The 24,187-nt window shown below is 62.9% G+C and carries 23 protein-coding genes and 1 tRNA gene; 17 read left to right on the top strand and 7 right to left on the bottom strand.

What is annotated here, in order from left to right:
• Window positions 1-42: 42 nt before the first annotated feature.
• Complete coding sequence (gene mutM, locus AC4BBN_RS11990) at window positions 43-858, bottom strand: bifunctional DNA-formamidopyrimidine glycosylase/DNA-(apurinic or apyrimidinic site) lyase (RefSeq protein WP_490592206.1); 816 nt, start codon at window positions 856-858, stop codon at window positions 43-45.
• 93 nt (window positions 859-951) lie between these two features.
• Between mutM and AC4BBN_RS11985 the strand changes: the two genes are divergently transcribed.
• The 7 genes from AC4BBN_RS11985 to pth all read left to right on the top strand — a co-directional run bounded on the left by AC4BBN_RS11985 (window position 952) and on the right by pth (window position 6,662).
• Window positions 952-2,694, top strand: a complete 1,743-nt coding sequence (locus tag AC4BBN_RS11985) for a tetratricopeptide repeat protein (RefSeq protein WP_490592205.1) — start codon at window positions 952-954, stop codon at window positions 2,692-2,694.
• Complete coding sequence (locus AC4BBN_RS11980) at window positions 2,691-3,182, top strand: lipoprotein insertase outer membrane protein LolB (RefSeq protein WP_490592204.1); 492 nt, start codon at window positions 2,691-2,693, stop codon at window positions 3,180-3,182. The genes AC4BBN_RS11985 and AC4BBN_RS11980 overlap by 4 nt, the downstream gene beginning before the upstream one ends.
• Before the next feature lie 2 nt (window positions 3,183-3,184).
• Window positions 3,185-4,030: a 4-(cytidine 5'-diphospho)-2-C-methyl-D-erythritol kinase gene (gene ispE / locus AC4BBN_RS11975; protein ID WP_490592203.1), complete on the top strand. Its 846-nt coding sequence runs from the start codon at window positions 3,185-3,187 to the stop codon at window positions 4,028-4,030.
• A 32-nt stretch (window positions 4,031-4,062) separates the two neighbouring features.
• Window positions 4,063-4,139, top strand: a tRNA-Gln gene (locus AC4BBN_RS11970).
• Between the two features lie 61 nt (window positions 4,140-4,200).
• Entirely contained in the window at window positions 4,201-5,175 is a 975-nt protein-coding gene (locus tag AC4BBN_RS11965; RefSeq protein WP_490592202.1) for a ribose-phosphate pyrophosphokinase, read from the top strand.
• Window positions 5,176-5,303: 128 nt separating this feature from the next.
• Window positions 5,304-5,942: a 50S ribosomal protein L25/general stress protein Ctc gene (locus tag AC4BBN_RS11960; RefSeq protein ID WP_490592201.1), complete on the top strand. Its 639-nt coding sequence runs from the start codon at window positions 5,304-5,306 to the stop codon at window positions 5,940-5,942.
• A 72-nt stretch (window positions 5,943-6,014) separates the two neighbouring features.
• The gene (gene pth, locus AC4BBN_RS11955) at window positions 6,015-6,662 is read left to right on the top strand and encodes an aminoacyl-tRNA hydrolase (protein ID WP_490592200.1); all 648 of its coding nucleotides are present in this window, start codon (window positions 6,015-6,017) and stop codon (window positions 6,660-6,662) included.
• Here pth and AC4BBN_RS11950 read toward each other — a convergent pair.
• Both AC4BBN_RS11950 and rpe read right to left on the bottom strand, forming a co-directional pair.
• Window positions 6,659-6,919 (bottom strand): YfhL family 4Fe-4S dicluster ferredoxin, encoded by a 261-nt coding sequence (locus tag AC4BBN_RS11950; protein ID WP_490592199.1) that lies wholly within the window; start codon window positions 6,917-6,919, stop codon window positions 6,659-6,661. The genes pth and AC4BBN_RS11950 overlap by 4 nt on opposite strands.
• 34 nt (window positions 6,920-6,953) lie before the next feature.
• The gene (rpe, locus tag AC4BBN_RS11945) at window positions 6,954-7,637 is read right to left on the bottom strand and encodes a ribulose-phosphate 3-epimerase (RefSeq protein ID WP_490592198.1); all 684 of its coding nucleotides are present in this window, start codon (window positions 7,635-7,637) and stop codon (window positions 6,954-6,956) included.
• A gap of 60 nt (window positions 7,638-7,697) precedes the next feature.
• On the opposite strand from rpe, the gene apaG reads away from it, so the two are divergent.
• The 5 genes from apaG (at window position 7,698) to priA (ending at window position 13,155) form a co-directional block, all read left to right on the top strand.
• Window positions 7,698-8,096, top strand: coding sequence for a Co2+/Mg2+ efflux protein ApaG (apaG, locus tag AC4BBN_RS11940; protein ID WP_490592197.1), 399 nt, complete (start codon window positions 7,698-7,700; stop codon window positions 8,094-8,096).
• 8 nt (window positions 8,097-8,104) lie between these two features.
• On the top strand, window positions 8,105-9,097 hold the full coding sequence (thiL, locus tag AC4BBN_RS11935; protein WP_490592196.1) for a thiamine-phosphate kinase: 993 nt from the start codon (window positions 8,105-8,107) through the stop codon (window positions 9,095-9,097).
• Between the two features lie 18 nt (window positions 9,098-9,115).
• A complete protein-coding gene (locus AC4BBN_RS11930; RefSeq protein ID WP_490592195.1) occupies window positions 9,116-9,562 on the top strand; it encodes a CoA-binding protein in 447 nt (148 codons plus the stop codon).
• Between the two features lie 50 nt (window positions 9,563-9,612).
• A complete protein-coding gene (gene hemE, locus AC4BBN_RS11925) occupies window positions 9,613-10,701 on the top strand; it encodes a uroporphyrinogen decarboxylase (RefSeq protein ID WP_490592194.1) in 1,089 nt (362 codons plus the stop codon).
• 342 nt (window positions 10,702-11,043) lie between these two features.
• Window positions 11,044-13,155: a replication restart helicase PriA gene (gene priA / locus AC4BBN_RS11920; RefSeq protein WP_490592193.1), complete on the top strand. Its 2,112-nt coding sequence runs from the start codon at window positions 11,044-11,046 to the stop codon at window positions 13,153-13,155.
• 216 nt (window positions 13,156-13,371) lie between these two features.
• On the opposite strand, the gene AC4BBN_RS11915 is transcribed toward priA, so the two are convergent.
• The 4 genes from AC4BBN_RS11915 to ffh form a co-directional block, all read right to left on the bottom strand.
• Window positions 13,372-13,998, bottom strand: a complete 627-nt coding sequence (locus AC4BBN_RS11915; protein ID WP_490592192.1) for a tRNA-uridine aminocarboxypropyltransferase — start codon at window positions 13,996-13,998, stop codon at window positions 13,372-13,374.
• Between the two features lie 66 nt (window positions 13,999-14,064).
• A complete protein-coding gene (locus AC4BBN_RS11910; protein WP_490592191.1) occupies window positions 14,065-15,654 on the bottom strand; it encodes a methyl-accepting chemotaxis protein in 1,590 nt (529 codons plus the stop codon).
• Between the two features lie 207 nt (window positions 15,655-15,861).
• Entirely contained in the window at window positions 15,862-17,439 is a 1,578-nt protein-coding gene (locus tag AC4BBN_RS11905; RefSeq protein ID WP_490592190.1) for a methyl-accepting chemotaxis protein, read from the bottom strand.
• Window positions 17,440-17,819: 380 nt separating this feature from the next.
• Window positions 17,820-19,184, bottom strand: coding sequence for a signal recognition particle protein (gene ffh / locus AC4BBN_RS11900; protein WP_490592189.1), 1,365 nt, complete (start codon window positions 19,182-19,184; stop codon window positions 17,820-17,822).
• 89 nt (window positions 19,185-19,273) lie between these two features.
• On the opposite strand from ffh, the gene AC4BBN_RS11895 reads away from it, so the two are divergent.
• Genes AC4BBN_RS11895 through ampD form a run of 5 tightly spaced genes read left to right on the top strand, consistent with a single transcriptional unit; the run spans window position 19,274 to window position 24,047 of the window.
• Window positions 19,274-20,074: a cytochrome C assembly family protein gene (locus AC4BBN_RS11895; protein ID WP_490592188.1), complete on the top strand. Its 801-nt coding sequence runs from the start codon at window positions 19,274-19,276 to the stop codon at window positions 20,072-20,074.
• Window positions 20,071-20,289, top strand: coding sequence for a PP0621 family protein (locus tag AC4BBN_RS11890; RefSeq protein WP_490592187.1), 219 nt, complete (start codon window positions 20,071-20,073; stop codon window positions 20,287-20,289). The genes AC4BBN_RS11895 and AC4BBN_RS11890 overlap by 4 nt, the downstream gene beginning before the upstream one ends.
• A complete protein-coding gene (locus AC4BBN_RS11885; RefSeq protein ID WP_490592186.1) occupies window positions 20,289-21,968 on the top strand; it encodes a sensor histidine kinase in 1,680 nt (559 codons plus the stop codon). Before AC4BBN_RS11890 ends, AC4BBN_RS11885 begins: the two co-directional genes overlap by 1 nt.
• A gap of 2 nt (window positions 21,969-21,970) precedes the next feature.
• Complete coding sequence (locus AC4BBN_RS11880) at window positions 21,971-23,455, top strand: sigma-54-dependent transcriptional regulator (protein WP_490592185.1); 1,485 nt, start codon at window positions 21,971-21,973, stop codon at window positions 23,453-23,455.
• The gene (gene ampD / locus AC4BBN_RS11875; RefSeq protein WP_490592184.1) at window positions 23,445-24,047 is read left to right on the top strand and encodes a 1,6-anhydro-N-acetylmuramyl-L-alanine amidase AmpD; all 603 of its coding nucleotides are present in this window, start codon (window positions 23,445-23,447) and stop codon (window positions 24,045-24,047) included. The genes AC4BBN_RS11880 and ampD overlap by 11 nt, the downstream gene beginning before the upstream one ends.
• The last annotated feature ends 140 nt before the right edge of the window (window positions 24,048-24,187 follow it).

Raw genomic sequence — 24,187 nt, 5'->3', positions numbered from 1 at the left:
AAAAACCAATATAGCACCGCCAGGTAACGCCATTTGCGGGCACTAGCGCTTTTGGCATTGTGGGCAGAAGTAGGTCGACCGCTGACCTTGCCGCAGAAGCTGTATTGTGCTGCCACAAACCCGGCACGGCAGACCCTGGCGGTCATAGACCATCGCCTCCAGCTGGAAATAACCACTTTCGCCGTGGGCATTGGAAAAGTCACGCAAGGTGCTGCCGCCCTTGAGCACTGCACGCGCCAGCACCGTGCGCACCGCTTCGTGCAACCTGGCCACCCGCGCGCGGCCAATGCTGGACGCCTTGGTGGTCGGCCGTATGCCCGCCATAAACAGCGCCTCGGACGCGTAAATATTGCCAACCCCCACCACCACCTCGCCCGCCAGCAGCACCTGCTTGATGGCCGTCTTGCGCGCATGCAGGCCCGCGTAAAACGCAGTCAGGGGAAATTCGTCGCCCAGCGGCTCCATGCCCAGGTGGCCCAACAGCTTGGTCGCCACTGGTGCATCCTGGCTGTCGGCATACACCACGGCGCCGAACCGGCGCGGGTCGTGCAGGCGCAACGTACCCCTGCTGGTAAACAGATCGCAGTGGTCGTGCACCCCGGCAGGCGGCAGCTCTGACGCGAAATGTAGGCTGCCCGACATGCCAAGGTGCAGCAATAGCAGGCCACGGTCCAGGTCCAACAGCAGGTATTTGCCACGCCGACGCACCTGCAGCACCGTGCGCCCCTGCAGCAAGGATGTGTCACAACCCAAGGGCCAGCGCAAAGGCTTACCCATGCGCAGCTGCTGTATGCGCGCACCCTGGATGCGGTCGGCAAAACTCAGTCGGGTGACTTCTACCTCTGGTAATTCGGGCATGGCGGGCAGGGGTTCAAGTAAAGTATTTTCAAGGCCAAGGGCGGCAAGCCCCCGTGCAGTCGCAAGTTCGCAGGCTTGGATTATTATGAGTCGATGAAGCGATTCCACCGTTTAGCCGCCACCAGTCTTGCAATACTGGCCATAGTCACAGGCAGTTTGCCCGCACAGGCGCAAACACCTGGCACGCCCTCTACAGAGCCAGCGCAGTCCGCATTGAATGGCGAGCTGTTCTACATTCTGCTGCTGGGTGAGCTGAATGCGGCAGGCGGCGAGCCGGGCTACGCCTACCAGCTCTACCTGGAAGGCGCACGCAAAGCCAACGATGCCAGCCTGTACCAACGCGCTATCGAAATTGCGCTGCAGTCCAGATCTGGCGATGCCGCGCTGCAAGCCGCACGCGCATGGAACAAGGCCCAGCCCCACTCCCGCGAAGCCAACCGCTACGTGCTGCAAATTCTGCTGGCGCTAAACCGCGTCGCGGACACTGCCGAACCACTGAAAACCGAGCTGGCCATGGCCCCGGCCATGGAGCAGGCCGCAGCCATCAACGCCATACCTCCCAGCTACGCACAAAGCTCCGACAAAAAACAAGCTGCCAATGTGGTGGAAACGGCATTGGCAGACTACCTCGCCAGCCCCAGCGTAGGCGCATATGCTTGGACCACCGTGGGCCGTATGCGCCTGGCTGCAGGCGACAGCACCAGCGCCCTGGATGCCGCACGCCGCGCCCAGGAGATAGACCGCAACGCACCGGGTCCCGCCATGCTGGCCCTGGAAATGATGGGCCCCCAAACTCCTTTGGCCGAACCCATCGTGCAGCACTATATGGCGGGCCAGCCGGCGCCAGAGCTGCGCATGAGTTATGCGCGTGTGTTGATCGACGGACAACGCTTCGACGATGCAAGTGCGCAAGCCAAGCTGCTGACCGAGCAAAACCCTGACTTTGCCGATGGCTGGCTGCTGCAAGGCAGTCTGCAATTGCAAGATAAGCGGCCTGCAGCAGCCGAAACCTCGTTCAAACAATTCGTAGCACTGGCCCACCCCCTGCCTGCAGGAGAGGCGCGCAGCCGTGGCCTGGCTCAGGCATATTTGTCGCTGGCCCAGATCGCCGAAAACCGCAAGGACTACGCCGGGGCAGATGCCTGGCTGCAGAAAGTCGATGATGGACAAGACCGTATCGCTTTGCAGGGCCGCCGGGCAAGCCTGCTGGCCAAGCAGGGCAAGCTGGCACAAGCCCGCGCCTTGCTGCAAGCATTGCCGGAACAAAGCGCCACAGACGCACGGCAAAAGCTGGTGGCCGAAGTACAACTGCTACGCGACAACAAGCAATACAAGGCTGCGTATGACCTGATGGCCACGGCCATCAAGCAGGCGCCCGACGATACCGACTTGCTCTACGACCAGGCCATGCTGGCCGAAAGACTCAACAAGATGGATGAGATGGAGCGCCTGCTGCGCCAGTTGATTCAGCTCAAGCCGACTTACCACCATGCGTACAACGCTTTAGGCTACTCCCTGGCAGACCGCAACATCCGGCTGCCAGAAGCCCGGGACTTGATACGCAAGGCCCTGGAGTTCGTGCCCAACGATCCCTTTATTTCCGACAGCATGGGCTGGGTGGAATTTCGCATGGGCAACCAAGCAGAAGCTTTACGCGTACTGGACTCTGCCTACAAGGCCAAGCCCGACGCCGAAATTGCCGCCCACCTGGGCGAAGTCCTGTGGGCCCTGGGCCAACGCGAACGAGCCGCCAGCATCTGGAAAGAAGGGCTGCAACTGAATGCCGACAACGAAACACTGCAGGAAACACTCAAGCGCCTGCACGTAAAACTTTGAAGCACCTCGCTCGCCGCACAGGGCTGCTGCTGTGCATCGCACTGCTCAGCGGCTGCGCCCATCTTGGCACCACTACGCAGCGCACCGAAGGCACGCCTTTCTGGAGTGGCCGTTTGGCTTTACAGGTAGAGGGCTCTGCAGCCCAGTCCTTTTCGGCAGGCTTTGAGCTCAAAGGCTCGGCCCAAACGGGCGAACTCAACCTGTTTAACCCACTCGGCGGAACCGTTGCCCGCATGGCATGGCAGCCCGGCTCCGCCACACTACTGGCGCGTGGTGAGACACGCCAGTTTGACTCGTTGACCAGCCTGGTTGAGCAAGCCACAGGCGCCCCGCTGCCCGTCGCGGCGCTATTCGACTGGCTGCGCGGCGACAATACTGCCGTCGCCGGTTGGCAGGCCGACTTGTCGCAACTGGCCGACGGGCGCCTGAGCGCAGTGCGCAGCCAGCCCCCGCCCACAGCCACGCTGCGGGTCGTTATCGACCAATAAACATGCAAGCCCTGTACGACGTAGCCGCCCCGGCCAAACTGAATCTTTTTTTGCACATCACCGGCCGCCGTGACGATGGCTACCACCTGCTGCAATCCGTTTTCATGCTGATCGACTGGTGCGACACACTGCACTTCGAGCTGCGCAGCGACGGCCAGCTCAGCCGCGAAGACCTCAGCACCCCATTGCCGCCAGACGATCTGGTGTTGCGCGCGGCGCGGGCTTTGCAGGCGGCCACCGGCACACGGCAAGGTGCACATATCGGCGTGCACAAAGACATACCCGCGCAGGCCGGCATGGGCGGCGGTTCATCGGATGCTGCATCCTGCCTGCTGGCGTTGAACCGCCTGTGGAACTTGAAATTCAGCGTGGCCCAGCTACAGGCCATCGCTTTACCTCTCGGCGCCGACGTGCCATTTTTTGTAGGCGGGCGCAATGCCTGGGTTGAAGGTATCGGCGAAAAAATCACCCCGCTGTCACTACCCCCCAGCCGCTTTCTGGTCGCAAAACCACCCGAAGGACTGGATACGAAATTAATTTTCTCCTCGCCAGATCTAAAGCGCAATTCAGACCATGCTATACTCGCAGGCTTTGCTGCTAGGCCACTTCACTTCGGTGAAAACGTCTTGCAACCAGTCGCAGAAAATCTTTGCCCTGCTGTAAAACAAGTCCTTGAGTGGCTTGAAAGCAAAGGTTTACATGCTAGAATGACTGGCTCAGGAAGCGCAGTATTTGCGCAAATGCCAAGCGATGTAGATGCAACAGATGCGCCAAGCGCCTGGAGCATTCGCAAATGCAGCAATATGGATGTTCATCCTCTGGTGGGTTGGGCATTCAGCGATGGTTAATAGGTTAGCAGCGTCACGCTGTTGACCCGTGTAGGGGAGTCGCCAAGTTGGTTAAGGCACTGGATTTTGATTCCAGCATGCGAAGGTTCGAATCCTTCTTCCCCTGCCAAATATTTTGAACCTGCGGATGTTCAAAATATGCACACAGTCAATTCATCGCAAAGACGTTCATGCAGCCCCACCACACTGATTTCATGATTTTCACTGGCAATGCCAATCCTGGCATGGCCTCCGATATTGCCAAACACCTGGGCATCTCACTGGGCGCAGCCCGTGTAGGTCGCTTCTCGGATGGCGAAGTAACCGTTGAAATCAACCAAAACGTGCGCGCTCGCGACGTTTTCGTGGTGCAAAGCACATGCGCGCCCACCAATGAAAACCTGATGGAATTGCTGATCATGGTCGATGCGCTCAAGCGTGCATCGGCAGAGCGCATCAGTGCAGTCATTCCTTATTTCGGTTATGCCCGGCAAGATCGCCGCCCCCGCTCGGCACGTGTGCCTATCACCGCCAAGGTCGTGGCCAATATGCTGCAGGCAGTGGGCGTGGACCGCGTCCTCACCATGGACTTGCACGCTGACCAAATCCAGGGCTTCTTCGACATCCCGGTCGACAATATTTACGCATCGCCCGTACTGCTGGGCGATCTGCGCCAAAAGAATTACGAAGACCTGATCGTGGTATCGCCCGACGTGGGCGGCGTGGTGCGCGCACGCGCCCTGGCCAAACAGCTTGGCTGCGACATGGCCATCATCGACAAGCGCCGCCCCAAGGCCAATGTCAGCGAAGTGATGCACGTGATCGGTGAAATCGATGGCCGCAACTGCGTGATCATGGACGACATGATCGACACAGCAGGCACCCTGGTGAAAGCCGCCGAAGTGTTGAAAGAGCGTGGCGCCAAGAAGGTCTACGCCTATTGCACGCATCCTATTTTCTCGGGCCCCGCCATCGAACGTATTGCCAATGGCTCTGCGCTCGACGAAGTGGTGGTGACCAACACCATTCCGCTCAGCCCAGCTGCTGCGGCATGTTCCAAGATTCGTCAGCTCACCGTGGCGCCGCTGATCGCTGAAACGATCCAGCGCATTGCCAACGGCGAGTCGGTCATGAGCTTGTTCTCGGACCAAGACAGCGCGTTTTAAGGTTGCATCCCAGCAGCCTCCCCTATTTGTTCTGAACAGGACAAAAAGTAGACCGGTGTGCACTGTGCCCACCGGTTTTTTGAAATCGGAGTGACACTGGTCGCGGTGCACTCTTACAGGAGTTAGTTATGAAATTCGTCGCTTTTGAGCGCGCAAAGCAGGGCACGGGTGCGAGCCGCCGTCTCCGCATTACTGGCCGTACCCCCGGCATCGTTTACGGTGGCGCTACGCCTGCCAGCCAGATCGAAGTCGATCACAACGCGCTGTGGCACGCCCTGAAAAAGGAAACCTTCCACTCCACCATTCTGGACATGGAATTGGACGGCAAGGAAAGCAAGGTTCTGCTGCGTAACGTGCAAATGCACCCCTTCCGCCAGTTGATCCTGCACGTGGACTTCCAACGCGTGGAAGCCGACACCAAGCTGACCATGAAAGTGCCACTGCACTACAGCGGCCAGGAAGTGTCCCCCGCCGTGAAGACGGAAAACTGCATGGTCACCCCCGTGGTGACAGAGCTGTTGATTTCCTGCCTGCCTGCCGATCTGCCTGAGTTCATCGCTGTGGACCTGAGCGGCCTGACCAAGGGATCTTCCTTGCACGCCAAGGATCTGACTTTGCCCAAGGGCGTGTCGGTTGTGACCCGCGGCAAAGAAAACCCCGCTCTGGTGTCCGTCGTGGCTCTGGCTGAAGAAGTGGCCGTGGACCCCGCTGCCGCTGCTGCACCCGCCAAGGGCAAGGCCGGCGCCAAGCCAGCTGGCAAGAAGTAATTCACTTCTTAGCTCTGCACAACGGCCCACTTCGGTGGGCCGTTTTTGTTTCTGCTTCGGGATAATCTGCGCATGATCAAATTGTTTGTTGGCCTGGGAAACCCCGGCCCGGAATACGAGGCGACCCGCCACAACGCCGGCTTCTGGTGGATAGACGCCTTGGCTCAAGAGCTGAAAACCAGCCTGCAGCCGGATAAAAGTTATTACGGCTTCGTGGCCCGCACGGTGGTGGACGGCGAGCCGCGCTGGCTGCTCAAGCCACAGACCTTTATGAACCTGTCGGGCAAATCGGTGGCGGCATTGGCCCGTTTCTTCAAGATCCAGCCCGCCGAGATTCTGGTGGTGCACGACGAGCTGGACGTGGTCCCCGGCCAAGCCAAACTCAAGCTGGGCGGCAGCCATGCGGGCCACAACGGCCTGCGCGATATCCACGGCCAACTGGGCAGCCCGGACTACTGGCGGCTGCGCATCGGCATAGGCCACCCTGGATCCAGGGAGGAAGTCGCCAACTGGGTACTCAAAAAACCCTCGGCAGAGCACCGCCATGCCATAGAAGACAGCATGCACCGCGCGCTGAAAGCCCTGCCGGCGCTGCTGGCCGGCGATATGAACAAGGCCACCATGGCCATCCACACCACGAAACCGCCACGCCCCAAGCCAGAGCGTCCGCCGGAAACCCCCAAAGCGCCAGAGGCTCCGGCGACCCCTGACAAGAGCTAGGGTTTGGCTATACCGGCCTGCAGCCGCCGGTATTTCTGCAGCAGGGTTTCCTTGTCTTCCACAAAGTCCGGGTTCACCGGAATGCAGGACACCGGGCAGACCTGCACGCACTGCGGTTCGTCGAAATGGCCCACGCACTCGGTGCACTTGTGCGGGTCGATCTCGTAGATCTTCTCGCCCAGGTAAATTGCATCGTTCGGGCACTCGGGTTCGCACACATCGCAGTTGATGCACTCGTCGGTGATGATCAAAGCCATGGTGCGGTCCGGTCGTTCATATGCGGATGGTAGGTCACACGCCCGCCAAAGCGCTGCGCATGCTGTCAATCACCGCCTTGTAATCAGGGTTGCCGAAGATCGCGCTGCCCGCCACAAAGGTATCTGCGCCGGCCGAGGCCACACGCGCAATATTGTCGGTTTTGATGCCGCCGTCCACTTCCAGGCGGATGTCCTTGCCGGAAGCCTCGATACGCTTGCGCGCCTGCTCAATCTTGCGCAGGGCTGAATCGATAAAGCTCTGCCCGCCGAAACCCGGGTTGACGCTCATGATCAGGATCAGGTCGATATCGTCAATCACCCAGTCCAGCACGTCCAGCGGCGTGGCGGGGTTGAACACCACACCGGCCTGGCAGCCCTTGGACTTGATGGCCTGTACGCTGCGGTGCACGTGGCCCGAGGCTTCGGGGTGGAAGCTGATCAAGGAAGCCCCCGCATCGGCAAACGAAGCGGCCAGCGCGTCCACGGGCTGCACCATCAGGTGCACGTCAATGGGCACAGGCGTGCCGTCAGGCTTTTTGGCATGCGGCTTCAGGGCGCTGCAGATCATCGGCCCGAAGGTCAGATTGGGCACGTAATGGTTGTCCATCACGTCAAAATGGATCCAGTCGGCACCGGCCTGGATGACATTTTTGACCTCGTCGCCCAGGCGGGCGAAGTCGGCGGACAGGATCGAGGGGGCGATGCGGTAATTTTTCATGGGCCGTATTTTCGCAGGCCTTGTCCAGCAAGGGCCAAAACGGCGCTGTACGATGCCGCCATGCCCAAATACCAGTTCACCATCGAAGCGGTGCCGCAGTACCTGCCCGAGCAGTCTGCGCCCGCGCAATCCGTGTTCAGCTTCGCCTACACCATCACCATCCGCAACACCGGCAGCGTGGCGGCCCAGCTGATCTCGCGCCACTGGAACATCAGCGATGCCAACGGCCATCTGCAAGAGGTCAAAGGCCTGGGTGTGGTGGGCCACCAGCCGCTGCTACAGCCCGGCGAGTCCTTCCAGTACAGCAGCGGGTGCCAGCTGCGCAGCAGCACCGGGGCGATGCGCGGTAGCTACTTCTTTGTGGCGGAGGATGGCGAACGCTTTGACGTGCCCATTCCTACCTTTGTGCTCGACTCCACCGGCGACACCGGCCTGCCCGCGTCGCACACGCTGCACTGAGCGCCAGCATGGGTGAATTCGACCTGATACGGCGCTATTTCACGCGCCCCACGCCGCGCGCCGTACTGGGCGTGGGCGACGACTGCGCCCTGCTGCAGCCACGCCCCGGCATGCAGCTGGCCATCTCCAGCGACATGCTGGTCGAGGGCCGGCACTTTCTGTCCACCGTGGACCCGGCCGCGCTGGGCCACAAGGCGCTGGCGGTGAACCTCAGCGATCTGGCCGCCTGTGGTGCCCAGCCCCTGGCCTTCACCCTGGCCCTGGCCCTGCCCAGCGCCGACGCAAACTGGCTGAAGCCGTTCTCGCAAGGCCTGCTGGCCCTGGCCGACGCCCATGGCTGTGAACTGGTGGGCGGCGACACCACGCGCGGGCCCTTGAACATCTGCATCACCGTCTTCGGCGAAGTGCCGCCTGGCCAGGCCCTGCTGCGCTCTGGCGCAAGCGTGGGCGACGACTTGTACGTGAGTGGCACGCTGGGCGATGCCCGGATGGCGCTGGAGGTATTCCGCGGCACGCTGTCGCTGCCCGAAGCGGCTTTTGCCCAGGCCCGCCAGCGGCTGGAGCGCCCCACACCCCGCGTGGCGCTGGGCCTGGCGCTGCGCGGCGTGGCCAGTGCCGCAGCCGACATCAGCGACGGCCTGCTGGGCGACCTGGGCCACATCCTGCAAGCCTCCGGCGTGGGCGCCGTGGTGGATGCCGATGTTGCTGCCAATTTGATAGCTACCCGCGCAGATATTTCCTGCACCAACGGCAGTTTTGGCTTGAAAAAGCAAAGAGAGTACGCACTGGCTGGCGGCGACGACTACGAGCTCGTATTTACCGCCCCCGCAAGCGCACGCCAGGCGGTACAAGCCGCAGCGGCCCAGGCCCAGACACCGGTGACCCGCATTGGCCTGATCGAGACCCGCGCAGCCCAGGGCCTGGCCATCCGCCTGGTAGACGCCCAAGGCCTGCGCCTGGACTTGGATTTGCCCGGCTTCGACCACTTCGGCCAAGGGTAAACACGCAGCACAGCCGCCATGCGTAAACTGTGGCGCATGAACGAAGCTGACGCCATCCGCCAAATACTGACCCATGCCCGCACCATCGCGGTCGTAGGTCTGTCGCCCGATCCGGGCCGGGCCAGCCATGACGTTGCCAGCACCCTGCAGTCGCGGGGCTACCGCATCATTCCGATCAACCCGGCCACGGATGCAACCGAGATCCTGGGTGAAAAGGTCTACCCCAGCCTGCAAGCTGCTGCGCGGGAGCACACCATCGAGGTGGTGAACTGCTTCCGCAAGAGCCAGGATATTCCGCCCATCGTAGAAGAAGCTATTGCCATCGGCGCCAAGGCCATATGGATGCAACAAGGCATATCCCACCGCGAAGCCGCCAAGCGGGCCACGACCGCCGGCCTGCGGGTGGTACAGAACAAATGCATCAAGACAGCGCACACCGTCCTGTCCGCGCGCGGAGTGATCTAGCCAGGTGGGTACGGTAAGCTTGGCGTTTCCCCACGCCCCGCTTGCACACCATGTCCTTCGCCCCGCTCCAGAACGATAGCTTCCTGCGCGCCTGCCTGCGCCAGTCCACCGACCACACCCCTGTCTGGCTGATGCGCCAGGCCGGCCGCTACCTGCCGGAATATGTGGCCACGCGGGCCAAGGCGGGCAGCTTCATGGGCCTGGCAACCAACACCGACTACGCCACCGAAGTCACGCTGCAGCCCCTGGAGCGCTACCCCCTGGACGCGGCCATTCTGTTCAGCGACATCCTCACCGTGCCCGACGCCATGGGCCTGGGCCTGAGCTTTGCCCAGGGCGAAGGCCCGCGCTTTGCCAGCCCGGTGCGCGACGAGGCCGCCGTGGCCGCGCTGCAGGTGCCCGACATGGACAAGCTGCGCTATGTGTTCGACGCCGTCACCTCCATCCGCAAGGCCCTGAACGGCCGGGTGCCGCTGATTGGCTTCTCCGGCAGCCCCTGGACCCTGGCCTGCTACATGGTCGAAGGCAAGGGCTCGGACGACTACCGCCTGGTCAAGAGCATGCTGTACAGCCGCCCGGACTTGATGCACCGCATGCTGCAAGTCAACGCCGATGCCGTGGCCGCTTACCTGAACGCTCAAATCGAAGCTGGCGCCCAGGCGGTGATGATTTTCGACAGCTGGGGCGGCGTGCTGGCCGACGGCGCTTTCCAGCAGTTCAGCATGGCCTATACCCAGCAGGTTCTCAAGCAACTCAAGACCGAGCACAACGGCCAACGCATTCCGCGCCTGGTGTTCACCAAGGGTGGCGGACTCTGGCTGGACGAAATGGCCGGCCTGGATTGCGAGGTGCTGGGCCTGGACTGGACGGTGAACCTGGCCAAGGCACGCGCCCTGGTCGGCGGCAGCAAAGCATTGCAAGGCAATATCGACCCGAACGTGCTGTTTGCCCCGCCCGCACAGATCGAAGCCGAGGTGGACAAGGTGGTGCACAGCTTTGGCCGGCCCCACCAGGGCGCTGGCACCGGACCAACGCATATCTTCAACCTGGGCCACGGCATCAGCCAGTACACGCCACCAGAGCACGTAGCCGCGCTGGTGGCCGCTGTGCACCGTGCTTCGCGCCGTATCCGGGCCTAAATAGCGGTCCTGCCCGCTAAAAATAGTTTTGGCAAGCCCCAGTTATGCACAAAACTTGTGCTTGCCATTTGGTGAAGCCGCCGCAAAGCGGCAAGCCGCTATAAAACGAATAGCGCATCTAAGTGATTGATTTATATAGTCATCTGAAAATGCTTTTTTTACAGGCAAAGTGTTGAGAGCCTTGATTTACGGGCCTTTACAGCGCCCCCGCCAGGGATATCAACAAAGTTATCCACAGCTTCTCGGGATAGCTTTCAAATCATTTGTAAATCAAGCACTTAGGCTCCAATCCACAAGTTTCTGTGAACAAACGCACATAAGCTGCACCCTCCGCCCCCCTCCATGTCCCACCGGCTTTCCGTCGTTGTCCAAACCCCCGCCCACAGCGCGCTGTCCGGCCCGCTGACCTACAGCCACGCCACGCCGCTGCCTCCGGGCAGCCTGGTGCGCGTGCCACTGGGTAAGCGCGAGACCCTGGGCGTGGTGTGGGACGTAGTGCCCGAGGAAAGCGAATTCGAGATCCGCCCCCTCAGCGCCGCGCTGGACGGGCTGCCGCCGCTGAACGCCGCCTGGCGCGGCCTGGTGCAGTTTGCCGCCCAGTACTACCAGCGCGCCGTGGGCGAGGTGGCGCTGGCCGCCCTGCCCCCGCAGCTGCGCGAGCTGGACACCACCCAGCTGGCACGCCGGCTGAAGCGCCCGCAGGCTGGCGCAGCGGCAGGCACTGAGGATGCTACACATTCAGTAGCACTCAGCGCAGAGCAAACCTGCGCCATCGCCGAATTTGATGCACAGGCCGGGCCGTTCCTATTGTTCGGCGCCACCGGCAGCGGCAAGACCGAGGTCTACCTGCAGCTGGTGCAAAGCCTGCTGGCCCGCGACCCCACCGCCCAGGCGCTGGTGATGGTGCCCGAGATCAACCTCACGCCCCAGCTGGAAGCCCGCTTCCGCGAGCGCTTCGAGCCGCAATATGGCGCTGCGTCGGTCGTGTCCATGCACAGCGGCATGACGCCGCCGCAGCGCCTGAAAAGCTGGATGGCGGCGCACTTTGGCACGGCCCGCATCGTGCTGGGCACGCGCATGGCGGTGTTTGCCTCCATGCCGCGCCTGAAGCTGATCGTGGTGGATGAAGAGCACGACCCCAGCTACAAGCAGCAGGAAGGCGCGCGCTACTCGGCCCGCGACCTGGCCGTCTACCGCAGCCAGCTGGAAACCCGCCTGGCCACCCAGGGCGATGCGGCAGCCACACCCTGCAAGGTGCTGCTGGGCTCGGCCACGCCTTCGCTGGAGAGCTGGCACCACAGCCGCCCGGCCGCAGAAGGCGGCCGCTACGTGCGGCTGTCCATGCCCAGCCGCATAGGCGCCGGCGCCCTGCCCAAGGTGCGCCTGGTGGACATGAACCTGCAGCAGAAGAAAACCGTGTTCTCGCCCCAGCTGCTGGCCGCCATCCAGCAGCGGGTGGAGCGCGGCGAGCAAAGCATGGTGTTTTTGAACCGGCGCGGCTACGCCCCGGTGCTGGCCTGCAACGCCTGCGAGTGGAAGAGCGAATGCCCGCACTGCAGCGCCTACCGCGTGTTCCACAAAATCGACCGCAGCCTGCGCTGCCACCACTGCGGCTACGCCGAGCCGGTGCCGCGCGCCTGCCCGACCTGTGGCAACCCCGATATTTCACCCGTGGGCCGTGGTACCGAAAGGCTGGAGGAATACCTGGCCGAGCTGCTGGTGGACCTGCGCCGCCCCGACGGCGGCCGGGTGGTGGTGGCGCGCATCGACGCCGACAGCACCAAGGCCAAGGGCGCACTCGAAGCCCAGCTGGACCAGGTGCACACCGGCGCGGTGGACGTGCTGGTCGGCACGCAGATGATTGCCAAGGGCCACGACTTTCGCCGCATCACCCTGGTGGCCGCCATCAACCCGGACGGGGCGCTGTTCTCCAGCGACTTCCGCGCGCCGGAGCGCCTCTTCAGCTTGCTGATGCAAGCCGGTGGGCGCGCCGGCCGCGACGCAGCCCACAGCCAGAGCAGCGAGATGTGGGTTCAGACCGAGCACCCCACACACGCCCTGTTCACCGCGCTGCGCCAGCACGACTACCCGGCCTTCGCGCAGAGCCAGCTGGGCGAGCGCCTGGGGGCCGGCATGCCGCCGTTCAGCTACCAGGCCCTGGTGCGGGCCGAAGCACGCACGCAGGAAGCCGCCCAGGCCTTTTTGACCCTGGCCAGCGCAGCCGCCTGCGATGTGCCAGACGCCGACCGCGTCACGCTCTACCCCGCCGTGCCCATGGGCGTGCAGCGGGTGGCGAATATCGAGCGCGCCCAGATGCTGGTGGAGAGCCCATCGCGCCAGGCGCTGCAGCGCTTCCTGGCGACCTGGCAAGCCGTGCTGCGCGCCACCCGCAGCCAGCCCGAGGCCAAGGGACTGATCCGCTGGGCCATCGACGTAGACCCGTTAGGGATTTAAGAGAAATCACCTGATTAGATACATGCCTCAGATCGCAACACGCACATGAAAGACCCCGTGCGCCCTGAGCTTGTCGAAGGGCTTGCAAATGGAGCCCTTCGACAAGCTCAGGGCGAACGGTTGTGGTTGTGTGTCTGAGGCAAGTAGCTAATCAGGAGAAATCAGGCTCTGGCGCAGGTAGCACGTGCGCGAGAAGCTATCAAAACTGCAGCAAACCTAATCTGGCCTATATGCCAGCTGCTGCGCCACAAAGCCGTCGAACGCATCCAGCAGGGGTCGGTAGCGCTCGGCGTCGCCCTCCAGCTGGGCCAGGGCCTGGCAGGTCGCCTCCAGGGTGGAAAGCTGATCTGGCCGGTGCGCCTTGCGGATGCGGTAGCGCGAGGCTGGCACGTCGCGCAGGCCCAGGCGCGGCAGCTGCTGCAGCGCGGGGCTTTGGTAGAGCATCTTGCGGCTTTTGCGCCAGGTGCCGTCCAGCACCACCAGGCGGATCTGCGCGGGGTCTGGCAGCGCGGCGGGGTCCAGGGCGGGTGCGGGCAGCAGGCCCAAAGCGGCGTCTTCCGGCGTATCGGGGTAGAGCAGCACGGTGTGGCGCGGCGCAGCCCGGCTCCAGGGGGCGCTTAGCAGCGCGGCGTCCGGCAGGGATTCGCAGACCAGCATGCGGCTGTGCGGCAGGCTCAGGTGCAGCAGGCGCGCGCTGCCCTTGGCCTGGTCCACTTCCAGCGGGTGCTGCAGCAACAACAGCTCGACCGCATGTTCAGTCGGCCGCACCCAGGCGCAAATGCAGGTCCGCTGCGGGCGCAGGCAGACCGGGCAACGGGGGCGTGAGATGGCAAGCGCAGGCATGGGCGCTGGATTCTACCCAGCCCCCAGCAAAAACCTAGCTAGCGCATATAAAACCTGCGCAGGCAGCTATGCATTCAATAGCAATCTACGCGACTCCACGGCTCCCAGCGGCTGCTCGGGCAGGGTAAAAACCTCCACGGTGGCAACCAGCTCGTGCGCCTGGGTCTTCATGCTGCGGGCCGAAGCGGCCATTTCCTCGACCATGGCCGCGTTTTGCTGGGTCGCCTGGTCGATCTGGCCCACGGCCTGCAGGATGTGGGCCACGCCCGCGCTTTGGCCGCTGCTGGCGGCGCTGATCTCGGCCACGATGGCGGTCACCTGGCGGATCGCGTCCACCACCTCACCCATGGTGGTGCCGGCCTTGTCCACCAATGCCGTGCCCTGGGCGACCCGGTCCACGCTGGCGGAAATCAGCAGCTTGATTTCCTTGGCCGCATCGGCACTGCGCCCGGCCAGGCTGCGTACTTCGCTGGCCACCACGGCAAAGCCCCGGCCCTGCTCGCCGGCGCGGGCGGCCTCCACGGCGGCATTCAGCGCCAGGATATTCGTCTGGAAGGCGATGCCGTCGATCACACCAATGATGTCGCTGATCTTGCGTGAAGAGGCATTGATGCCCTGCATGGTGGTCACCACTTCGGCCACCACAGCACCACCCTGCAGGGCCACCGTACTGGCGCGCTGGGCCAGTTGATTCGCCTGTACAGCGCTGTTGGCGTTGTGCTGCACGGTGGCGCTGAGCGTGTCCATCGATGCGGCCGCCTCCTGCAGTGCGCTGGCCTGTTGCTCGGTACGCACGCTGAGGTGGTGGTTGCCCTGGGCGATTTCGGCACTGGCAGCCGCCACGGACTGCGCCCCCTGACGCACATTCACTACCACAGTGGACAAGCTGCTCTGCATAGCGGCCAGGGACTGCATCACGGCGGCCACCTCGTCTCTGCCGGCCGTGTCCACGGTTTGGTCCAGGCGTCCGCCGGCCACCGCTTGAGCCAGATCGCCGGCGCGCAGCAGGGGCACGGTGATGCCACGCACCAGCGTCCAGCCAAACAGCACAGAGAACAGCAGGCCAAATGTGATGGCGGCAATGCAGGCGGTACGGATGGCGTGGTAGCGCAGCACAGCGGCGTCATAGTCTTGCTGGGCCTCGTCGGCGGTGAGCTTGAGCAGTGCCACGATGTCGTTGCTGATGGGGTTGAACAAGGCGGTGAACTTACCCAGCACCAGCACCTGGGCGGGCAGAAAGTCGTCGTCGCGCAGACGCTCCATCACCGGTTTGAGGCCCTCTTGCTGGAAGCTTTGGCGCTTCTGGGTCAGCTCCTTCACCAGGCCTTCGGCGGCGGGGGACATCGGGGTGGCAATGAAGATGTCCCACGCCTTCTGGGATGCGGCGCTGATGGCATCCACCTCCTGGATATTTTTGGCCACCACCAGGGGCGCGGGGTCGATCAGCGTGTCGGAAATCACCTGCCGCGCGCGCATGGCCAGGAACTGGTAGTTGCCCAGGGCGGCAATCGACTGCATCCTCTGTTTGTACATGGCCTCGACCACCGTATTCGCCTGGGCAATGCCCAGCAGGCCAAGGCAGCCCACGGCGACCAGCAAGCTGGACAGAACGCCCACCAGTACTAGCAGGCGGGTGGATATTTTGAGATGTTTCATGTGCTAACCCTGTGCAACGGGCAAGGCCAGACAAGTGCTGCCTGCTGCTACGCCCGGTAATGTTGCGCCACCGATGTGGCGATCTAGGGTTAGACCTTAGCGGTTGTAACTACATGTCTTTGTGACAAGTCCACAAAATTGTCACACTTCTCCTTAAAACATGGCGTGCAGTGCGGCCCATCGACCTGGTGGGCTTAGAACGCGTTCTTAGGTGTGGGCAATCGGCACCAGAGCCATGTGGTCCTGCGGCAGCCGGAACACGGCCACCGCGTCCACCAGGTCTTGGGCCTGGGTGCGCATGCTGCTGGCGGCCGCCGCCATCTGCTCGACCAGCGCGGCATTTTGCTGCGTGGTTTGGTCCATCTGGGTCACGGCTTCGCCTATCTGGGACACACCCAGGCTTTGCTCCTGGCTGGCGGAGCTGATCTCGCCCATGATGCTGGTGGCACGGTGGATGGCATCTACCACCTCGGTCATGGTGGTGCCAGCCTTGTCCACCAACAGGCTGCCCTGGGCCACACGCTCCACGCTGGCAGAAATTAGCTGTTTGATTTCCTTGGCTGCGTCGGCCGAACGTCCGGCCAGGCTGCGGACCTCGCTGGCCACCACCGCAAAGCCACGCCCCTGCTCGCCGGCGCGGGCGGCCTCCACGGCGGCATTCAGCGCCAGGATGTTGGTCTGAAAAGCGATGCCGTCAATGACACCGATGATGTCGCTGATCTTGCGCGAAGACTCATTGATGCCCTGCATGGTTGTGACCACCTCGGCCACCACCTCGCCGCCCTGCATGGCGACCTGGCTGGCCCGCAGCGCCAACTGGTTGGCCTGGGACGCGCTGTCAGCGTTCTGGCGTACGGTGGAGCCCAGCTCCTCCATGGACGCAGCGGTTTCTTCCAGTGCGCTGGCCTGGTGTTCAGTACGGGCCGACAAATCATGGTTGCCTTCGGCAATCTCGGCGCTGGCATTGGCCACGCTCTCAGAACCACGGCGCACCGTGGCCACCACCTGCGACAGGCTGGACTGCATGGAACTGAGCGCCAGCATCACGGACGACACTTCGTCCGTGCCCGTGGTGTCGATCTGCTGGCTCAAGTCGCCACTGGCTACCGCATTCGCCACCTGGCTGGCCTGCTGCAGCGGCCGGGTGATGCTGCGCATCAAAGCGAAACCAAACAGCACCGCGAATACGACGCCGACGACGATGGCAGCGATGGCGACATTGCGAATCACCAGGTAGCGCGCCTCGGCATCTTGGTAATCATGTAACGTGGCCTCTTTGGTCAGGGCCAGCAGGGCGCTGGTGTCGTCCAGCAGCGGGTCGAACAGGTCGGCAAACTTGCGCACCACCAGCACCCGCGCCGTGGCCGTGTCTTCGCTGGTCAGGGCCGCCATGGCAGGCTGCAGCCCCTCCTGCATGATCTTTTGGTTCTGGTCGCCAATCGCCTTGATCAGCTTGCTGCCCTCCGGCCCCATCGGCACTGCCGACAAGGAGGCCCACACCGTATTCACCTTCTGGATATTGGCGGTGGCCTCGGCCATCGCCTTGGCAACCTTCTCCGGCACCGGCGACATCAGCGCATTGGACACCAACAAGCGGTTGCGCGTGGTCAGCAGCAAGAAGTCAGACACCCAGGTCTGGGTCTGCATGCGGTCCTTGTACATGGAATCAATGGCCCCATTCGACTTGGCTATCCCAAACAGCCCCAACGCGCCAATGGCCACCAGCAAGGCCGACAAAACACCGACCAACACCAGCAAACGGGTGGATATATTGAGATTTTTCATTCGTGCGGTCCTGCACCCAAAATGTAAGTGGATGTCAGAATAACCCAGCAACTGCGCGCTGGGGCCATCCAAAGGGGGCAAACCGGGACAACCCAGGGTAATGCCGGATACGTTTTTTGTAACCGAAGCATTGCCATATGGGTATGGGCCCTTACCGGGCAGCCCTCAGCCAACGAGAGCCCCCCCCTGCGAGGGCTTGGGCTCGGACACACAGGGCGGCACAACTTCAAACCCGCAAGAATGCCCGTCCGCTCCACAAGACAGAAAGGCGCGTGGAAAACGCCTTGCTGGCGATGTGGAAAATCAACCAGGGTTGATTCAAAAATCATAGCTACTGGCGCATATTCCACCTGCGCCAGCGGCCTAAAAGGCTTAAAAGCCTAGAACGGCATCTTGGGCATGCCCTTCATGCCACCCATGCGTTTGAGCATCTTCATCATGCCGCCGCCCTTCATCTTTTTCATCATTTCCTGCATCTGGCCAAACTCGTTCAGCATGCGGTTCACTTCCTGCACCTGCACACCAGCGCCGGCGGCGATGCGGCGCTTGCGGGTGGCCTTGATCAGGTCGGGCTTGCGGCGCTCCAGCGGGGTCATGCTGTGGATGATGCCCTCCTTGCGGCGGATGTCGCGCTCGGCCTTGTCCATGTCCATCTGACCAGCCTTGGCGGTCATTTGCGTGGGCAGCTTGTCCATCAGGCTGGACAGGCCGCCCATTTGCTTCATCTGCTGGATTTGGCCCAGGAAGTCGTTCAGGTCAAAACTCTCGCCGCTCTTCACCTTCAGGGCGAGCTTTTGCGCAGCCGCCATGTCCACGCCGGCCGTGACCTGTTCGACCAGAGCCAGGATGTCACCCATGCCCAGCACGCGGCCAGCATGGCGCTCGGCGTCGAACACTTCCAGACCGTCGATCTTTTCGCTGGTACCGGCAAACTTGATGGGCACGCCGGTGACATGGCGCACCGACAGGGCCGCGCCGCCGCGCGAATCGCCATCGGTCTTGGTCAGGATGATGCCGGTCAGCGGCAGCGCATCCGAGAAAGCCTTGGCGGTGTTGATCGCGTCCTGGCCCTGCATGGCATCGACCACGAACAGGGTTTCCACCGGCTTGAGCAGCGCGTGCAGGCCCTTGATTTCGTTCATCAGCACTTCGTCGATGGCCAGGCGGCCGGCGGTATCGACCAGCAGCACGTCAAAGTAGTGCTTGCGGGCGTAGTCGATGGCGGCTGCGGCAATGTCCAACGGCTTTTGGTCGGGCGTGCTGGGGAACCATTCGGCACCGGCTTGCTTGGTGACCATCTTCAGCTGTTCGATAGCGGCGGGGCGGTAGACGTCGCCCGACACGGTGAGCACCTTCTTCTTGCGTTTTTCAATCAGGTGCTTGGCCAGCTTGGCGGTGGTGGTGGTCTTGCCTGCACCTTGCAGACCGGCCATCAAAATCACGGCGGGCGGCTGGGCGGCCAGGTTGATGTCGCTCACGCCCTCGCCCATAGTGCGGCTGAGCTCGCGGTTGACGATGCCCACCAGCGCCTGGCCAGGAGACAAAGAACCCATCACCTCCTGGCCCAGGGCCTTCTCCTTCACCCGGGCGATGAAGTCGCGCACCACCGGCAGGGCCACATCGGCCTCCAGCAGGGCCATGCGCACTTCGCGCAGCATGTCGGCCACATTGGACTCGGTGATACGGGCCTGGCCCCGGATTTCTTTGACCAGGCGGGAGAGTTTGTCGGTGAGGGCGGAGGCCATAAGAAATTTCCGGAGAGGGTTGTGCGGGTGCTGCGCAAGGCAGGCCCAAGCCAAGGACTGGGTACGGGGCGAAACGCTAAACTGTGCCCATGATTTTAACGACTGCGCCCTTCGCCAACGTGCTGCTGTGCGTGGCTGCCGCACTGGCCTACGCGGTACCCGCGCTGGGCGCCCCGCACCTCAGCATGCGGGCCAGCAAAAGCGCGTTGTGGCTGGCCTGGCTATTGCACGGGCTGGCCCTCAGCATTGGATTGTTTGACTCGCCGCCCCACTTCGGCTTTGCCCCGGCACTGTCGGTCACGGCCTGGCTGGTGCTGACGGTGTATGCGGTGGAAAGCCATTTGTTTCCACAGCTGGAGGCGCGCTGGGCCCTGGCCGGACTGGGAGCGGTGGCGGTGCTGCTGGCCCTGCTGTTCCCTGGCAGCTCGCTGCACGACATGGCCTCACCCTGGCTGCCTCTGCACTGGGCCCTGGGCATTGCGTCCTATGGTTTGTTTGGGGCGGCGGTGGTGCACGCCTGGCTGATGACGCGGGCCGAACGCCAGATGCGCAACGCCGCAGAAGCCCCCAGCGGCCTGCCTTTGCTGACCCTGGAGCGGCTGACGTTCCGGCTGGTCGCAGCGGGATTTGTGCTGCTGTCCGCTACGCTGCTGGTGGGCTGGTTTTTTGACGAACAGCTGTATGGCGTGCATGGCTGGCGGTGGAGCCACAAGACGGTGTTCTCGCTGCTGTCCTGGCTGACCTTTGCGATTCTGCTGCTGGGGCGTAGCCGCTTTGGTTGGCGCGGGCGCAAGGCCGTGCGGGTGCTCTACATAGGCGCCGGCCTGCTGTTGCTGGCCTATGTGGGTTCGCAGTTTGTGCTGGAAGTGGTGCTGAGGCGCGGCGTATGAAGCTGTTGCTGGTTTTGCTGGCCGTGTTGTTCGGCGTATGGCTGTGGCGATCGAGACGACTCGCCGAGCGCCCCCAAACGCCACGCCGTCCTGCGGAATTGCAAAACATGGTGACTTGCCGGGTGTGCGGCGTGCATTTACCGTCCACCGAGGCGGTCCGTACAGCGCATGGCGCTTACTGTGGCGAAGGACACCGCAAGCAGGCGGAGAAGTGATGGCAGACGCCACCTCCGCCCAGCCAGCCCCCACTGAGCCGCTGGCATTGGCGCGGGTCTGGTACGGGTTCATGACGGCCCGGGTCAGCATTGCGCTGGCAATTTTGCTGTTGCATCTCTCGCTATGGGCACTGGGCCAGGACGCATCACTATGGATGCTGCTGTTCTGCGCTGGCTATTTCGCCAGCACCCTGGCGGTACGCCTGCGCATGCACCCCAGCGGCGATGCGCAGCCGCCAGCCCGCTTCTGGGCCGGCACGGTCGGGGTGGATGCGCTGGTGTTCTCCATCTTGCAGTTGCTGGAATCCAGCAGCATCAACTACAGCCCGCTACTGGCGCTGCCGGTGCTGCTGGCTGCGGTACAGGGTTCGCGCCGCATCGCCCTGGGCACGGCCGCCTGCATGACCCTGCTGCTGCTGCTGGAAGCCTGGTGGACAACCCACCACAGCGCGGACGGCACCGCCCGGCTGGTGCAAAGTGGGCTCACCGGCATGGGATATTTCGTGGTTGCCTTCCTGGTTAATCAGCTGGCAGCCCGGCTGGTGGGGGAAGAACAGCTGGCCCTGCGCAGCCAGATGGATGCACAACTGCAGACCCGCGTAAATGAATTGGTGATCGAAACCCTGGCCGACGGCGTGCTGGTGGTCGATATCCACGGCACCACCCGTACGGCCAACCCGGCAGCCCGCTGGCTGCTGGGAGCAGAGGCGGGCCCTCCGCTACTCCTGTCCAGCGAGCCCGGTTGGCGCACTTTGCTGGCGCTGGCGCAAAAGACCTTTGCCACAGAGAGCCCCCAGAACGGCGATATCAGCATTCACGCCACGGGCAAGAGCCCGCGCCGCGTACGGGTTCGCACCCGCATGACGGTGGCGCAGGCCGCTCGCACGGAAAGCCTGTGCGTGCTGTTTTTGCACGATCTGCGCGAAATTGAGGCCCGGCTGCGTACCGAAAAAATGGCCGCCATGGGCCGCATGTCGGCCGCCGTAGCGCATGAAATCCGCAACCCGCTGGCCGCCATCACGCAGGCCAATGCGTTATTGGAAGAAGACCTGACAGACCCGGCCCACCAGCGGCTGACGCATATGGTGCAACAGAATGCATTGCGACTATCCAAGATTGTCGATGAAGTACTGGGCATTGCCCGCCTACAGCACGCTGGCACCGGCCGCCCGCCGCAAACCCGGTTGGACGAAGCCATCAACAACATTTGCTCGGATTGGATGCAACAGGATGCGCGCCGCCAGCCGGTCAAGGTCACGCCGGCCACCCTGGGTATGCCAGTGGACTTCGATGCCGACCACTTGCGGCGCGTGCTGCTGAATCTGCTGGACAACGCGGCACGCCACATCAGCACCCAGCCAGAGGCCATTCAGGTCAGCACCAGCCTGTCGACCAACCAGCAATCGCATCTACAGGTCTGGAGTGATGGTCCTGCACTGGAGCAAACCGTAGAGCAACATTTGTTTGAGCCTTTTTTCAGCTCCGAGAGCCGCTCCAGCGGCCTGGGTCTGTATATTTGTCGGGAGTTGTGCGAGCGCCACCGCGCCAGCATCGGCTACCAGCGTGCGACACGGGTGCGCAACGGCCAGGAAGTACAAGGCAATGAGTTTTTTGTGCAGTTCCGCCCGCCCAAGCCAAGCAGCCTGGCGGCACGTCCTTTCGATATCCAACCTGTCTGACCATGGCTCCACCCAGTGCATCCCTCCCGGCATCCGTCTTGGTGGTGGATGATGAACCCGATCTGCGCACGCTGTATGAGCTAACCTTGCTGCGTGAGGGCTACCGCATTGATACCGCCGCCGACCTGCAAGAGGCCAGCCTGATGCTGGCCCAGCAGCGCTTCGATGTCGTAATCACTGATATGCGCTTGCCCGACGGACTGGGAAGCGCACTGCTGCACAGCCTGAAAGCCCAGCAACGCTCAGAGCGCGTCATCGTCATGACCGCCTACGGCTCGGCCGAAAATGCGGTGGAGGCGCTAAAGGCAGGTGCGTTCGACTACCTGACCAAACCTGTGGACCTGAAGCAGTTTCGTACCGTAGTGGCTTCGGCCATCCAGGACAGCAACCGAACACAGCGTGCCAGTACCGTGAATGAAATAGCCCCCCAGCGCACAGCGGCCGGGGACAGCGCGCTACAAAAATTGGTAGGTACCTCGGACGCCATGCAGCAGGTCAAGCAGCGCATCGTCAAGGTCGCGCGCAGCATGGCGCCGGTACTGGTACGCGGCGAGTCGGGTACGGGCAAGGAGCTGGTGGCCAAGGCCTTGCACGCCAACAGCCACCGCGCCTCGGGCCCGCTGGTGGCGGTAAATTGCAGCGCCATTCCGGAGAGCCTGCTGGAGGCCGAGTTCTTCGGCGCCAAAAAGGGCTCCTACACCGGCTCCACGCAGGACAGGCAAGGCTACTTCCAGGCCGCCCGCGATGGCACCTTGTTTTTAGATGAAATTGGCGACCTCCCACTGGCCATGCAGTCCAAGCTGCTGCGCGCCATACAGGAGCGCAGCGTACGCGCCCTGGGTTCGGTCCAGGAAGAGGCAGTAGACGTGCGCATCGTCAGCGCCACGCACAAGGACCTGGCCGCAGATGTCAAGGCCGGCCGCTTCCGCCAGGACCTGTATTACCGGCTGAACGTGATCGAGATTGCCATACCGCCGCTGAGGGAACGCCGGGGAGACTTGCCATCGCTGTGCGAAGCCTTGCTGGAGCGCATCGCACAAGAGTCGGGCATGCCGCCACCGCGCCTATCCCGTGAGTTGCTGGAGCAGTTGGCCAACCACCCACTGAGCGGCAATGTGCGCGAACTTGAAAACCTGCTGCACCGCGCGGTCGCCATGGGCGATGGCGAAGCCTTGCACCTGGACCTGGACTTTGAACCTACGCAGGACATGGGGTTGGCAGCACTACCAGAAGCTTCTCCAGAGCCGGCCGTACCTGCCGCTCCAGGCATCACATCCAACCCTTGGACCCTGGACACGGTCCCCTCCGACCTTCAGGCATTTCTGGACCGGCAGGAGCGCGAGATCCTGGTCAAGGTACTGCATGAGACCGGCTTCAACCGCACAGCGGCGGCCAACCGCCTGGGCCTGAGCCTGCGCCAGATACGCTACCGCATCGAACGGCTCAACATCGCCACACCGCAGGACAACGAGCCCCATGACGCCTAAAGCACCCACCGCCCCCAGCCGCCCCCTGTGGTCGAACGGCTGGTATCGCTTTGCCCACCAGCAACGCTCACCCAATTACGGCCCACGTCCGCCTCAGGCCCGCATCGACTTGGTGGTAGTCCACTCCATCAGCCTGCCGCCAGGTCAATATGGCGGAGACGAGGTGATGGCGCTGTTCGCCAATACCCTGGACTGGGACGCCCACCCTTATTTCAGCAGCATCCGCGGGCTGCAGGTATCTGCCCACTTCTATATACGCCGCAATGGCGAACTGTGGCAGTTTGTGAGCACGGAAGACAGGGCCTGGCATGCCGGGGTATCCCGGTACCGGGGGCGCAGCAACTGCAACGATGACTCCATAGGCATCGAACTGGAGGGGCTGGAGGGCGACAGCTTCGAAGCCGCGCAATATGAAACCTTGGCCAGCCTGGTTCCAGCGATTGCACAGGCCCATCCGATCCGCCATATCGCGGGCCATGAACATATTGCCCCGGGCCGCAAAAACGACCCGGGAGCCGGATTCAGCTGGCAAGAACTGCAACGCGGAACCGGCTGGGACGCGCGCTATTTCCCGCCCGGCACCGGACTCTGAGAAATATTTTTAGCCTGCTGGTGGCAGCCAGAAACACCCGGACACATGCCTCGCCCTAGGAGTTACGCTGCCAAACAAGGCAAACTCTTCCGAAACCCGCATCCAGCCTAGGTTTTTGTGCCACAGACAAGGCAGCGCAA

The sequence above is a fragment of the Rhodoferax sp. SPJ21 genome, assembly GCF_058216335.1.
The sequence above is the reverse complement of the archived record's forward strand: the minus strand, read 5'-3'. Positions and strand labels throughout refer to the sequence as shown.